A 12,171-nucleotide genomic window follows, 5' to 3' on the forward strand; every position below is an offset into this window, starting at 1 on the left:
ACATGGCCGGCGTCAGAATCCCAGCAGTTTCGGCAGCCATTCCGTCGTCGCCGGCACGAAGGCAATGAGCAGCAGGCAGATGTTGCTGGTGATGAAGAACGGGATCAGCCGTCGCGTCACCGCGTTGACGCCCACTTTGGCTACATTGCAGACGACGAAGATGTTGGTGCCGACCGGCGGGGTGAAGAGGCCGATGCCCAGCGCGACGGTGAAGATGAGGCCGAGCTGGTAAGGAGCCAGTCCCGCATCGATGCCGATCGGATGGACGATAGGCGCCAGGATGATCAGCGACGGCCCAAGATCCGCCCAGGTGCCGACGAAGGTCAGCAACAGAAGGATGAGCAGGATGGTAACCGTCGGCCCGGCGCCGGATGCCGTCAGCAGGCCGGCGGTCCATTGCGGTATCTGCTCGACCGTCAGGATCCAGGAGAACGGCGTCGAGACCGCCATGATGATCATTATGGCGCCGGTCATGCGCACGGTTTCAAGACCGATCTTCCATAGCGCCTTCCATGTGATCTCGCGATAGACGAGGCCACCGACTATCAGCGCCCACACCACGGCGACGAACGCCGCCTCTGTCGTCGTCGCATAGCCGGTGAGCATCGAGCCCAGCACCACGATCGGCATCAGCATGGCTGGCAGTGCGCGCACCAGATGCGTGGCGAAGCTCCTCAGCGTCGGGCGTGAATCAGATTTGGGGAAGCCTTCGCGCACGCCGATCCACCAGGCGGTGAGCATGAAGGTGACCGCCAGCATGATGCCGGGGATGATGCCTGCGGCAAACAGGCCGCCGATCGAGGTGTTGGTGAGCACCCCATACATGATCATCACCACGCTTGGCGGGATGATGATGCCGAGTGTGCCGGCAGCCGCTGTTACCGCTGCCGCGAAGGCCGGCGGATAACCACGCTCGACCATTGCGGGGATCATGATCGAGCCGACCGCGCCGGTGTCAGCAGTGGCTGACCCGGTGATGCCGCCATAAACCATGCAGGTGGCGACATTAACGACGCCGAGGCCGCCGCGAACCCAGCCGAGAAGATCGTCGGCCAGATCGATGATGCGGCGTGTGAGACCACCTTCGTTCATGATGCCGCCTGCGACCAGGAATAACGGGATAGCCGCCAGCGAAATAGAGTCGGCGCCGCCATAAACCTGCTGCGCGAACCAGGATGGCGGCAGCGGCACCAGCCCGAGGAAGATAACGGCAAGCGTCGAGATAGCGATCGACCAGGCCACCGGCACCCCGGTGTAGAGCGTGACGGCGAAGATGCCGAAAAGGACAAGCAGGGTCATCGGGCAATCACCGGAAAATGCGCAGGATGCGGACCAGCGCAACGACGCCTAGGCCAGCGCCCAGAAACGCTATGCTGGAATGGACGACCCAGGAAGGGGCACGCATCACCGGAGTCGGCACGAAGGCGGTGCGGCCGAGCATGGCCAGGCCGCTCCACACAAAGGCAGCCGCCACCAAGAGAAGGATCAAGTTGTGATAGAGGCGGAAGCCCTGCCCCCGGCTGCTTGTCACGCTGTTGCCGTCGATCGAGACATTCTCGCCAGCGATCTCGGCCAGGACTGCGCCGATCATCGTTGTCCAGAGAAACAGCATTCCAACCAGCTCAAACGACCAAGTGACGCCGGTCATATGCAGATAACGACCGATTGCCCCGAGGCCGGTGGTGATGATGAGTGCGGCGACCACGCAGACCCCGATCACCGACAGGATCAGGGTGATCCAATGCCCTGTGCGTTGCATGATGATATTCCAATCTCTTCAGGGCGAATGCGGCGATGATTTCACCGCCGCGGCATCACAATGCGAGACGTCGTTCCTGACTACGCCATCGCACGGCTGCTATTCGCCGGTCGCCGCCTTGCGCACCTTGGCAACGTAGTCCGCGCCCCATTCGGCACCAAACTGCTGGTAGACGGGATCGACCAGGGCCCGGAACGGGGCTCCATCTACCTCGTTGATCTCCACGCCCTTCTCGGTAAGCTTGGCGCGCACGTCGGCATAGACTTCTTCCAGTTTGCCGCGATACCACTGGGTGGTATCAGTCACGGCCGCATCGAGCACCTTGCGCTGGTCATCCGTTAGGCCGTCGTAACGGTCTTTGTTCATGTACCAGTAGTTGGGCGTCCAGATGTAGTTGGATATGGAGAGGTATTTGGCGCTCTCGTACCATTTCTGATCATAGAAATCGCGGATCTCAGGTTCGACGCCGTCAACGACCTTGGCCTGCAGCGATGTGTAAACCTCCCCGAACGGGATCGATTGCGGCAATGCACCGAGCTGCTTGATGGTGGCGAGAATGACTGGATTTGGCGGTGTGCGCAGCTTCAGTCCAGCGATGTCCTGCGGCGATTTGATCGTGTGGGCACTGTTGGCAAACTGACGAAAACCGGAATCCAGCGCGCCCAGCATCTGATAGCCGCGGTCGCCGCCGGTAGTGAACACTTCTTTACCCACCGGCCCATCGAGGAAGTCATGGGCAGCCTTGGCATTCGCAAAAAGGAAAGGCAGGGTAACCACGTTCAGCTTCGGATCGATCTGGTCGACAACGCCACCCAAACCGATATCGATTGAGCCCGAACCAACGCCGTCAGCGATCGGGCCTTCATCACCAAGCTGGCCGTCCGGGAATATCTGAACGGTTAGTTCGCCACCGGATTTTTCCTTCACCTCGTCGGCAAATTTCGTCACGGCATCGTTGATCAGGCTGCCGGAACTCGACGCATGGGCGAGCCGCAGCACCGTTTCCGCGCTGGCGCTGCCAACCGGCCAGATGGCGGCCAAACACAATAGCGATGCAGCGGCGAGGCGAAGTTTGTTCTTGCTCGAATCTGGCATGTTACCCCTCGGAATTTTTTGTTTGATATGCCTTCTAGCAAGCGCCCTGAGCAGGACCCAAGTCAACGGGACCTGACATTCTAAGAAGTTATCCTAGAATTCATGGCTGTTATGTCTCACTGCCGAAATAATGAAATGTCGCTGGCGGCGTCGTGTCACGTTCAAGCGGAAATCAACACTCTGTGTCCGAAACCAACCATTTAGCCACGATCAGCTCGTAAGGCGCGCGCGAAATAACGTGCAGCCGTCCGTCAGGCGCGACCTGGAGATATCCCGGAAACCAGCCTCGGTCATCCAGGCTCGATACTGACCTTCAGTGTACGATTCGCCGTGGCGATAGAGGTTCAAGAAGGTGAGATTCAGAAAGACACCCTCAGGCGGGCCGAGGCGGTCGTCATCGACGACACCCCACCCCGCAATTGCTATCTCGCCTCCGGGTGTCAGGCAACGCGCCGCGTTCAGGATCGAACTGCGTGCCTGGTCCGGCGGAAGGACCTGGACGACGGCCTTCAGGATCGCCAGATCGTGACGACCGATCGATGGCGCAACAGTTATGTCACCCTCTTCGACAACCACGTCGTCGGCACCGTATTCTGACAGGATTGCTGGCGCGACCGCTGCGACTGTTGGGAGTTCCATCAGCGTCGCAGCAATCTGCGGCCGCCGCTCGCGAAGTCCGACGAGAATGGTCCCGGGGCCTCCACCGATGTCGATCACCGAACCGATCGCAGAGAGGTCCACCTCCCGGGCCAGATGTCGACCGAAAATGATCCCGCCCGGTGCAAGCATACGGCTGAAGGCCGCCGCGGCCTCGGGCCCCGCTTCGGAAAAGTCATGCAGCGCAGCCGGCCGGTTCTGTCGCAGCGTCTCTGCGGTCAGTAGGTCAGCCCCCCAAAGCTCGCGCAGAACCGCATGATCGCCGCCGCGATAGGTCGGCTTGGACGCGTCGAGGAAGGCCGCCGCTTCGGCTCCGTTGCGAAACTGACCATCCTTGACTTCGAGGAGACCGATGCTGGCGAGCGCGTAGAGGAGCCTCGACAGGCGATCAGGCTCGACTTTGAGCGCGGATCCCAAGGTGTCGGCAGTCATCGCGCTGCCACCGAGCCGGGTGAAGATGCCAAGGTCCATCCCGGCGCGAAGCGCCAAGGCGGGGGACACCGCTGCGATCAGGTTGTCGATCCGATCAGAATCCACCATGTCACATCCCCTTCCGCGATCCAGGAGCGACTTTGAAGCAGCTCCCATAAGATTTGAACCTCCGTTCTCCGGAAAGTGAAGCAAAATCACTATTTCGAGCGACCGACACGACGACGTGACGGATACTCTTGGCAAATCCGGCTTCTGAGAATGTCCATCGCCGCCTTCCGGCAGATGGTGTTGCCGGCGCTCAAGGCCTACAAACCGGACCTCATCGTCGTACCGTCCGGCTTCGACGGATCGGGCGCCGATCCGCTCGGCTGCATGATGCTGCACAGCGATACCTATCGCGATATCACACGCATGCTGATGGAAAAGGCGGACGAACTGTGCGGTGGACGTCTCGTGAGTCACACGAAGGCGGCTATTCCGCAGCCTACGTGCCCTATTGCGGCCTCGCCGTCATGGAGCGGTTTGCGACAGAGCCGTTGAGCGCCCCCGACAGGACTGGCAGCAGTTCCAATCTCGCTCGACACCTCAAGCTGCAACCGGGGTTGTCGGAACGATCTGCTGGCTGAAACATTCCGGTTACCTCGACGATATTGATTGAGGGAACCTGAACCATGAGAATCGCGCATGTCGCGCCACTCTATGAATCGGTCCCGCCTAAGCTCTACGGTGGCACTGAACGCATCATCTCCTATCTGACGGAAGCGCTAGTCGCGTTTGGTCACGACGTGACCCTCTTTGCCAGTGGCGACACCACGACATCGGCAAAGCTGGTGCCGTGTCGACGGCTCGCGCTTCGTCTCGATCCTCATCCGCTGAAATCCGAGATTGCCGCGCATCTGGCCATGCTGGCCGAGGTCAGGCAGCGTGCCGACCAGTTCGATATCATCCATTTCCATCTCAGCCACTTCCAGCATTTTCCGTTCTTCGAGCATATGCCGCAGCGCACGGTGACCACGCCGCATGGCAGGCTGGACTACGCCGATCTGGCGCCGGCCTATGAGCGCTTTCCGAATTTTCCGATGATTTCAATTTCGCGCAGCCAGCGCATGGGGCTCGCAGAAGCCAATTGGCTCGCGACAATCCATCACGGGATTCCGGTCGATATTTACAAACCTGCTTTCGAAGCAGGGCGCGACGGGGGCTATCTCGCATTCCTGGGCCGCATGTCGCGGGACAAGCGGCCGGATCGAGCCATCGAGATCGCGCGACGCGCCGGGCTCAAGCTCAAATTGGCGGCCAAGGTCGGCGATGACGACCGCGCCTATTTCCACGAAGTGGTCGAGCCGATGATCGATGGCGATCAGATCGACTATGTCGGCGAGATATCGGAAGACCGCAAAGCCGCCTTCCTCGGCAATGCCGCCGGGCTGCTTTTCCCGATCGACTGGCCCGAGCCGTTCGGTCTTGCGGTCATCGAGGCGATGGCTTGCGGAACGCCGGTGATCGCCTGGAATTGCGGAGCGATGCCGGAAATCGTCGACAACGGCGTGACAGGCTTCATCGTCGCTTCAATCGAAGAGGCGGTTGCGTCCATGCCGCAGCTTCTGCAACTCGACCGGCGTGAAGTGCGCCGAACCTTCGAGCGGCGCTTTTCTGCCGAACGAATGGCAAGGGACTATGTCAGCGCCTATGCGCGGCTGCTCGGCGGTGCAGCCGAGGCGAAAGCCTCCTGAGGCGGCGGACGCCTTTCGAACATATTGCAGCAACAACCGCAGAGCTTCATGACCAATGGCACAACTTGACGAGCGCAAGCTCGACCCGGCCCTTGCCCTTGCATCGCTGGATGATACCGCACCACGGGAGCCGCATCGGCAGTTCGCCCTGAAGCATGGCGATTGTTTCGCCGTGGCAGACGCATATGGCGACATACGCGGTGCCGGCGACGGCTTTTTCCGTGACGACACGCGCGTGCTGTCGGAGTTTCGCCTTACGGTTGGTGGACGCCCGACCTCGCTGCTCGGCGCGTCGCTCAGCCAGGACAATGTACTGTTCACCACCAATCTGACCAACCTGCCGATCGAAAACCTCGAAGGCCGCGAGGTGCCGCAGGGCGCGGTTCATATCGAACGCGTCAGGCTGCTGTGGGAGAACCGTCTCTATGAACGGGTGACCATCTCGAATTATAGCCAGCAGGATTCCACCATCGCGCTCTCCCTGCACTTCGCCGCCGATTTCCGCGACATGTTCGAGGTGCGCGGATCGACCCGGGCCAAGCGTGGAACAGTGCACGAAGCCGAGACGAGCACGGGGTCCGTCGTGCTTCGCTACGAGGGGCTGGATAAGCTCGTGCGCGTCTCGGTGATCTCGTTTTCCCATTCAGCCGATAACTTGTCGGCAGGCAGGGCGGATTTTCGCCTCGCCGTGCCGAAGCGCGGCCGGCAGATTTTCTACATAGAGGCTGGCCCGGACGTCGCCGGCCAGCCATCGCGCCAACGCTTTCGCGCAGCTGCTGCCCGAGCGCGTTTCGGCATGCGGGCAAAGCGCCGTCACGGCGCGACAATCCACAGTTCGGGCCGCGTCTTCAACGATTGGGTCGGACGTGCGCGGGCCGATGTCGCGCTGCTCACAACCGAACTTGAAACAGGGCCTTACCCCTATGCCGGAATCCCCTGGTTCTCGACCGCATTCGGCCGCGACGGCGTCATTTCCGCCTTGCAGATGCTCTGGCTCAATCCGGGCCTGGCGCGGGGCGTTCTTGCCTTCCTGGCGCAGCATCAAGCGACCGAAACGTCGCCCTTCAGCGATTCCCAGCCCGGCAAGATCATGCACGAGACGCGCAAGGGTGAGATGGCGGCGCTGCTGGAGCTGCCCTTCGGGCGCTATTATGGCGGCGTCGACACCACGCCACTCTACATTCATCTCGCCTGCGCCTACGCCAACCGCACCGGCGACATGGCCTTCATGGATACCTTGTGGCCGTCTCTCTGCGCGGCGGCCGACTGGATCGAGGAGGCCAGCCGCCTCACCGGTTTCCTCACCTATCAGCGCGCAGCCGATACAGGCCTCGCCAACCAGGGCTGGAAGGACAGTTTCGATTCCGTCTTCCATGCCGACGGCCGCATCCCGAAAGGCCCGATCGCGCTGGTCGAGGTCCAAGGTTATGTCTTTGCCGCGTTCAAGGGACTGGCCGAATTGGCTTCGCGCCGGGGCGAGACTGAAAAGGCGGGGCACTGGGCAGAACGCGCCGAAGCGATGCGCATTGCCGTCGAGAGGCATTTCTGGATCGAGGATCTCGGCTTCTACGCGCTGGCGCTCGATGGTGATGGCAATCCTTGCATCGTCCGCACGTCCAATGCCGGGCATCTCCTCTATGTCGGGCTGCCGGAAGCCGGTCGCGCCGAAAGGGTGGCGGATCAACTTCTGGCAGCGCCCTTCCATTCAGGCTGGGGCCTGAGGACGGTCGCCGACGATGCCATATTCTTTAACCCGATGTCCTATCACAACGGTTCGATCTGGCCGCACGACACGGCGATATGCGGTGCAGGCCTGGCGCGCTACGGCGTGCGGGACGATCTGGTGCGGCTGATGAGCGGGACGTTCGAGTCTGCTGTCCATTTCAACATGCGGCTGCCCGAACTGTTCTGCGGCTTCACCCGGGCACCGGGCGAGGCGCCAATCGCCTATCCGGTCGCATGCCTGCCGCAGGCTTGGTCCGCCGGTTCGGTCTTCATGCTCATGCAGGCCTGTTTGGGTCTCGAGATCGATGGCTGGAACGGAGAAATCCATGTTGATCGCCCGAGATTGCCGATCGGCATCGACAATCTAACGATCCGGCATCTTGGCGTGGGCGCGAACGCGGTCGATCTGACATTCCAGCGCGTGGGAGATCGCGTCGGGGCTTTTCTTGCAAGCCGCGACGAGGGCAAGGTACCGCTTATCGTCCGAACCTGATTTTCAGGAACCGATGGCGCACCCGATGCGTTAGCCATCCACAAGCAGATCGCCTCCAGTGGCGGCGGTACATTTTTCTGACACAGACCCGACAGACGGCTGCTCATGCGGCCGAGGATGATTTTGGCACTACCATGACAAGCGACGGCTTGGATATTCTGCATTCCCTCCCCACCCTTTGGTTCTTGATTACGGCAAGCATTGCGCTGTCGATCTTCGCGCTGGTGTTTTCCTTGCGGCAACAGCGCCGAGCGCATCGATCGGCCCAACATAGCACCGGGGACGAGATGGTTCCCGATACGTCCAGCAAACTGCGCGAATACGAAAAAAACGGGCATTCGGCCGATGCAACCTTGATCAACTGGTCGCCGGAAACCTTGCGCAAGATATTGGCAAGCGAACTGCCTGGTGCCCAGGTCATCGTGGTGTCCAACCGGGAACCTTACATCCACAATCTGAAGGACGACGGCGATGTCGAGCTTGTGGTGCCTGCCAGCGGCCTCGTCTCGGCCCTGGAGCCGATCACGCGCGCCTGCGCCGGCACCTGGATCGCTTATGGCGGCGGCTCGGCCGACCGGCAGACGGTCGACCAGAACGATCGCATGGAAGTTCCGCCGGATCGCCCCTCCTATACACTGCGCCGCGTCTGGCTGAGCGAGGAGGAGCAGCAGGGTTACTATCTTGGCTTCGCCAATGAGGGTCTGTGGCCGCTATGCCATATCGCTTTCACGCGGCCCATTTTCCGTGCCTCCGACTGGAAGGCATATGAGGCCGTGAACCGGAAGTTTGCCGACACCGTAGTGGCCGAGGCGCGCAATGAGCGTCCGATCGTTCTGGTGCAGGATTATCATTTTGCACTCCTGCCGCGCATGATCCGGGAGAGATTGCCGGAAGCCATCGTCATCACCTTCTGGCATATTCCGTGGCCCAATTCCGAAGTCTTCAGCATCTGCCCGTGGCGCGAGCAGATACTGGACGGGCTTCTCGGCAGCTCGATCATCGGCTTCCACACCCAGTTTCACTGCAATAATTTCACTGAAAGCGTCGACCGCTTTCTCGAAAGCCGCATCGAACGCGAGGACGCCGCCATCTCCTATGGCGGCCAGACGAGCCTGGTGCATGCATATCCGATTTCCATCGAATGGCCGCCGACCCAGCTGGAAAACCTGCCATCCGTCGTCGAGTGCCGGGATCACATACGCGCCAGGTTCGGCCTGGACGAGGACGTAAAACTTTGCGTCGGCGTCGAACGTCTCGACTACACGAAGGGCATTCTCGATCGCTTCGAGGCGCTGGAGGAACTGTTCACGCACCACCCCGAATGGATCGGCAGAGTGGTCGTCCTGCAAATTGCCGCGCCCAGCCGCGGCACCTTGCCGGCCTACCAGCAGCTCTACGAAGATTGTCTTCAGCGGGCAGAGGACCTGAACCAACGCTTTGGCAGCGAGGGCTACAAGCCGGTGCTGATGGTGGCGGAACATCACACCCAGGAGCAGGTCTATGAGATCTATCGAGCGGCCGATGTCTGCCTGGTGACCAGCCTGCATGACGGCATGAACCTGGTTGCCAAGGAATTCGTGGCGGCGCGCGACGACGAGCAGGGCGTTCTCCTGCTCAGCACCTTCGCCGGTGCCGCGCGCGAACTTCTGGAAGCGCTGATCGTCAATCCCTACGACGCGACGATGATGAGCGATATGCTGCTTCAAGCCATAACCATGAGCCCCGACGAACAGCGTCGGCGCATGGCAAGCCTGCGCGACATCGTCCGCGACAACAACGTCTACAGATGGGCCGGCAGCATGCTGCTCGACGCCGCCCGGTTGCGCAAACGCGGTGCGATCGATCGCGCCACGGCAAATGTCGATTACCAGCCGCCATCTGCAAGCGGCAACATTGTCTCGATAGTCGATCGCAAGAGGGCGTCATGATGGACATACAGGAAAGACTGCGCGTGCCGGATCTGGCCGAAGGCAAATGGTCGCTATTTCTCGACATCGACGGCACCTTGCTGGAACACGCCGCGCATCCCGATGCTGTCGTCGTTAGCGAGGAACTCCGTACTCTCCTGATCGATCTGGAGCATCAGTTGGATGGGGCAGTGGCCTTCATTACCGGTCGCTCGATCGCTCAGGCGGACAGGCTTTTTCACCCGCTCAAGCTGCGCGCGGCGGGACTGTATGGACTGGAGCATCGGTTGGAGCCGAACGGCCCGGTTGAAGCAGCGGGCGAACCTGACGATATCGCCGCTCTTGCCGCTGAGATCGAGGCGGAGTTCGCCGGCAGCGACATCTATATCGAACGCAAAGGTCCGATCCTGGCCATCCACACGCGAGCAGCGCCCCATCTGCTGGCCCGTGCCACGGAACTGGTCGACCGGGCATTGGACAGACTGCCCGAGGGCTATCGGACAATTCCCGGCAATGCCGGCGTGGAATTGATGCCACTCGAAGCGGCCAAGGGCGCGGCCATTCGACGTTTCCTGAAAATCACGCCATTCGCCGGCAGGCAGCCCGTATTCCTGGGCGACGACACCTCCGACGAGAACGGCTTCGAAGCGATCAATGAAGCGGAAGGCGTTTCAATACGCGTCAAGCCGCGAGGCCCTACTCAGGCGACCTACAGCATTGACAGCGTCGCGGACACGCTTGCCTGGCTGAAGCAGCAGTTGTGCAGGATATAAGAACGCGCCACTTGGACAGCCTTTCGGCGCTGGACCCGATCCGATCTGGTGGGATCAGGACTCATGCGAGCTACGCTTGATCGATAATTTGCTGGGCGGTCCCACCGCCCAGCGCCCTGGCAAGCAGGCTTGCTTCTTCCTTGCCACCATTCAGTTCGTGATGGAGCCGGTCTGAGAAAAACCCGTTGCCTACGCTGGCACGGCGATCGGTGCTGTGATCGGATATCGAACCGGTGGGCAGATCGAGGCGGAACGTATCCTCCACCACTCCATCCTCGGTAACAGCCTAGACGCGCAGGTCGATGAACAAAAGACCGACCGGCGGTTACCCGATCATTGCGCGTAGCACCCAGCCATGCCGGCAGCGCACGCCCATCAGCCGGCTCTGTCGCAAACTCGAAGTTGAGACGCGGAAAGGCTTCTGCTCAGTTTCTACGCGGCCAGGATTTCAAACTGTTCGACAAGTGACGGTGCTGGATTGTGCGCGTACCTCGCCTGTCGTTTCCGCAGCATGTGAACCATTTCAATGCCGCACAGTATAGTTGCTGCGCAGGTGATCGATTTGAAGCCGAGCATGGACCGGATCCGACGCTTGATTCGGCGATGGTCCTGTTCGATGCGGTTGTTCAGATATTGGCTCTGCCGGATGCGGATCGGCTTCAGTAGCCGTTGCGATTGGTCTCGAAGCCGGCTCTCGCCATCGCAGGCAATGATTGCTTCCCGGTTCGTCTGGCTACCGTCAATGACGATGCGATCTGATCGGGCAGGCACGATTTCTCGCGGCTAGCTGCCATTCGCCGCGCGCAAGGTGGAAATCACTTTGTGTCAAAAGTGGACGGCTCCCTAATCTACAGAGGAGCTGCGTAGCCGCAAAACAGCTAATCGGCCAACGCACGCCCGTCGTCTTCCATCTCAGCGGCAGGGTCAGAAATGGCTCCTGGTCTAGCCTCCCCCCGCCTCAGCAGCCCTGCATCCTCCAGCGCTTCGAGGTCGGGCAGATCGCGCAGCGTCTCCAGGCCGAAGGTAGAGAGGAAGTGTTTTGTGGTGACGTAGGTATAGGGCGCTCCGGGCGTCGGGCTGCGCGGGCCGGAGACGATGAAGCCGGCATCGCGCAGGCTGGCGACGGTGTCACGCGAGACCTCCTTGCCAAAAATCTTCGACAGATCGCCGCGCGTCACCGGCTGGTAATACGCAATTGCCATCAGCAACATGGCCTCGCCGTCGGAGAGAGTTTCTGTGGCCGAGCGGGTGGGCGCCGCCGCTGCACGGATCGCGGGTGCGTAAGCCGAACGGCTTCGGTGCTGCCAGCCGCCGGCGACGGAGACTAGTTCGTAGGGCCGATCGCGCAATTCCTCCTGGAGATCGTCGATCAGAAGCTCGACACTGCAGTCTTTGCCGACCACCCTGCCAAGAATTTCGCGCGAGACCGGCTCGGCTGCGGCGAACAAGACGGCTTCGACCCGCAGCATCCATTCGCGCCAGCGCAAGGCCGGCGACAAATCTTCGAGTTCGCGATCCAAGGGCATGTCGTGACCCGGCATTTCGCCTCTGGCCATCTTTTTTTCACCGCGCGCTGTTTTCGTGGCGCCGCCCATGG

At 61.0% G+C, this 12,171-nt stretch carries 11 protein-coding genes and 1 pseudogene; 5 read left to right on the forward strand and 7 right to left on the reverse strand.

Translation table 11 applies throughout. The annotated features are described in order from the left end of the window. Window positions 1-12 precede the first annotated feature (12 nt). The 4 genes from G6N74_RS21580 to G6N74_RS21595 form a co-directional block, all read right to left on the reverse strand. Window positions 13-1,299 (reverse strand): TRAP transporter large permease, encoded by a 1,287-nt coding sequence (locus tag G6N74_RS21580; protein WP_165120069.1) that lies wholly within the window; start codon window positions 1,297-1,299, stop codon window positions 13-15. 7 nt (window positions 1,300-1,306) lie between these two features. Next, complete coding sequence (locus G6N74_RS21585) at window positions 1,307-1,759, reverse strand: TRAP transporter small permease (RefSeq protein ID WP_165120070.1); 453 nt, start codon at window positions 1,757-1,759, stop codon at window positions 1,307-1,309. Between the two features lie 99 nt (window positions 1,760-1,858). Beyond that, entirely contained in the window at window positions 1,859-2,854 is a 996-nt protein-coding gene (locus tag G6N74_RS21590) for a TRAP transporter substrate-binding protein (protein WP_165120125.1), read from the reverse strand. Between the two features lie 210 nt (window positions 2,855-3,064). Beyond that, entirely contained in the window at window positions 3,065-4,051 is a 987-nt protein-coding gene (locus G6N74_RS21595) for a methyltransferase (protein WP_165120071.1), read from the reverse strand. 150 nt (window positions 4,052-4,201) lie between these two features. On the opposite strand from G6N74_RS21595, the gene G6N74_RS21600 reads away from it, so the two are divergent. The 5 genes from G6N74_RS21600 (at window position 4,202) to otsB (ending at window position 10,574) form a co-directional block, all read left to right on the forward strand. Then, complete coding sequence (locus G6N74_RS21600) at window positions 4,202-4,483, forward strand: hypothetical protein (protein WP_246245855.1); 282 nt, start codon at window positions 4,202-4,204, stop codon at window positions 4,481-4,483. A 131-nt stretch (window positions 4,484-4,614) separates the two neighbouring features. Next, entirely contained in the window at window positions 4,615-5,676 is a 1,062-nt protein-coding gene (locus G6N74_RS21605) for a glycosyltransferase family 4 protein (RefSeq protein WP_165120072.1), read from the forward strand. Window positions 5,677-5,731: 55 nt separating this feature from the next. Then, a complete protein-coding gene (locus G6N74_RS21610) occupies window positions 5,732-7,894 on the forward strand; it encodes an amylo-alpha-1,6-glucosidase (RefSeq protein WP_165120073.1) in 2,163 nt (720 codons plus the stop codon). Window positions 7,895-8,181: 287 nt separating this feature from the next. Then, window positions 8,182-9,822 (forward strand): alpha,alpha-trehalose-phosphate synthase (UDP-forming), encoded by a 1,641-nt coding sequence (locus G6N74_RS21615; RefSeq protein WP_246245856.1) that lies wholly within the window; start codon window positions 8,182-8,184, stop codon window positions 9,820-9,822. Beyond that, a complete protein-coding gene (otsB, locus tag G6N74_RS21620) occupies window positions 9,822-10,574 on the forward strand; it encodes a trehalose-phosphatase (protein WP_165120126.1) in 753 nt (250 codons plus the stop codon). The genes G6N74_RS21615 and otsB overlap by 1 nt, the downstream gene beginning before the upstream one ends. Window positions 10,575-10,644: 70 nt before the next feature. Here otsB and G6N74_RS21625 read toward each other — a convergent pair whose 3' ends face one another. From G6N74_RS21625 to scpB, 3 genes and pseudogenes are all read right to left on the reverse strand, one after another. Continuing rightward, entirely contained in the window at window positions 10,645-10,839 is a 195-nt protein-coding gene (locus G6N74_RS21625; RefSeq protein ID WP_165120075.1) for a hypothetical protein, read from the reverse strand. Window positions 10,840-11,006: 167 nt separating this feature from the next. Then, window positions 11,007-11,330 (reverse strand): annotated as a pseudogene (locus G6N74_RS21630) (DDE-type integrase/transposase/recombinase); the annotation flags it as partial. Window positions 11,331-11,452: 122 nt separating this feature from the next. Beyond that, window positions 11,453-12,169 carry an SMC-Scp complex subunit ScpB gene (gene scpB, locus G6N74_RS21635; RefSeq protein WP_165120076.1) on the reverse strand — a complete coding sequence of 239 codons (717 nt, stop codon included), beginning with the start codon at window positions 12,167-12,169 and terminating at the stop codon, window positions 11,453-11,455. Window positions 12,170-12,171: the final 2 nt, after the last annotated feature.

It is taken from the genome of Mesorhizobium zhangyense (assembly GCF_011045115.1).
Lineage (GTDB): Bacteria > Pseudomonadota > Alphaproteobacteria > Rhizobiales > Rhizobiaceae > Mesorhizobium_M > Mesorhizobium_M zhangyense.

What these genes read in the sequence shown, in the direction of transcription:
- G6N74_RS21580 (WP_165120069.1), bottom strand. Translation starts at nt 1,299, where the DNA reads ATGACCCTGCTTGTCCTTTTCGGCATCTTCGCCGTCACGCTCTACACC.
- G6N74_RS21615 (WP_246245856.1), top strand. Translation starts at nt 8,182, where the DNA reads ATGGTTCCCGATACGTCCAGCAAACTGCGCGAATACGAAAAAAACGGG.
- G6N74_RS21610 (WP_165120073.1), top strand. Translation starts at nt 5,732, where the DNA reads ATGGCACAACTTGACGAGCGCAAGCTCGACCCGGCCCTTGCCCTTGCA.
- G6N74_RS21585 (WP_165120070.1), bottom strand. Translation starts at nt 1,759, where the DNA reads ATGCAACGCACAGGGCATTGGATCACCCTGATCCTGTCGGTGATCGGG.
- G6N74_RS21600 (WP_246245855.1), top strand. Translation starts at nt 4,202, where the DNA reads ATGTCCATCGCCGCCTTCCGGCAGATGGTGTTGCCGGCGCTCAAGGCC.
- G6N74_RS21595 (WP_165120071.1), bottom strand. Translation starts at nt 4,051, where the DNA reads ATGGTGGATTCTGATCGGATCGACAACCTGATCGCAGCGGTGTCCCCC.
- otsB (WP_165120126.1), top strand. Translation starts at nt 9,822, where the DNA reads ATGGACATACAGGAAAGACTGCGCGTGCCGGATCTGGCCGAAGGCAAA.
- G6N74_RS21605 (WP_165120072.1), top strand. Translation starts at nt 4,615, where the DNA reads ATGAGAATCGCGCATGTCGCGCCACTCTATGAATCGGTCCCGCCTAAG.
- G6N74_RS21590 (WP_165120125.1), bottom strand. Translation starts at nt 2,854, where the DNA reads ATGCCAGATTCGAGCAAGAACAAACTTCGCCTCGCCGCTGCATCGCTA.
- scpB (WP_165120076.1), bottom strand. Translation starts at nt 12,169, where the DNA reads ATGGGCGGCGCCACGAAAACAGCGCGCGGTGAAAAAAAGATGGCCAGA.